Raw genomic sequence first — 594 nt, 5'->3', positions numbered from 1 at the left:
AGTATCTGAATAACCTGATCGGGCAAGACCATCGAAACATCAAGTCCCGGACGAAGGTCATGCTGGGTTTCAAGCGGTTTAGAGGCGCCACGACTACGATTTCAGGCATCGAGTTGATGCATCGCATTCGCAAGGGGCAATTCAATCTCGCGACGCTCGATCTCAAAGACACCGCTACGCCGACCGTCTGGAACGCGGTCCTCTTCGCTCAATAAGTCATCCTGTCAAAATTAGTTTCCTTGACTGTTTCCACCATTTGCACCAGAGCCTGATCAAACACGTCATGTATGGATTAGAGAGACGAACGAAAGTGAACCGCTGATGACGCATCGAAACCAACCTGGACGACATCAAAACTGGGGGCGCCCGTTACCCCTGGGATCAGCGTGGCGGTCACCTGCTTATTGGCCACGTGGTGTCCGGTGTATAGGCGGCGTGACTCGAACCCGGGCTCGGGTGCGGAACTAATATCGTGGGCACGGTCGTTGATAATCATTGAAAGGCATCCTGGCCGCCCAAAGAAGGGGGCGGCCAGGGTCTACAGTTGAGATGCCTGGCTCAACGGACCCATTCAGGAGGCTGAAATGAAGTATA

The 594-nt window shown here is 53.7% G+C and carries 1 protein-coding gene; it reads left to right on the top strand.

Translation table 11 applies throughout. The features are described from left to right. The coding region (locus HV796_RS43135; RefSeq protein ID WP_175233658.1) for a DDE-type integrase/transposase/recombinase at positions 1–215 on the top strand (215 nt) is incomplete at its 5' end. Positions 216–594 lie beyond the last annotated feature (379 nt).

Origin of the sequence: Paraburkholderia humisilvae (genome assembly GCF_902859855.1) — a bacterium.
Lineage (GTDB): Bacteria > Pseudomonadota > Gammaproteobacteria > Burkholderiales > Burkholderiaceae > Paraburkholderia > Paraburkholderia humisilvae.
This window is presented reverse-complemented; position numbering and strand designations above follow the sequence as displayed.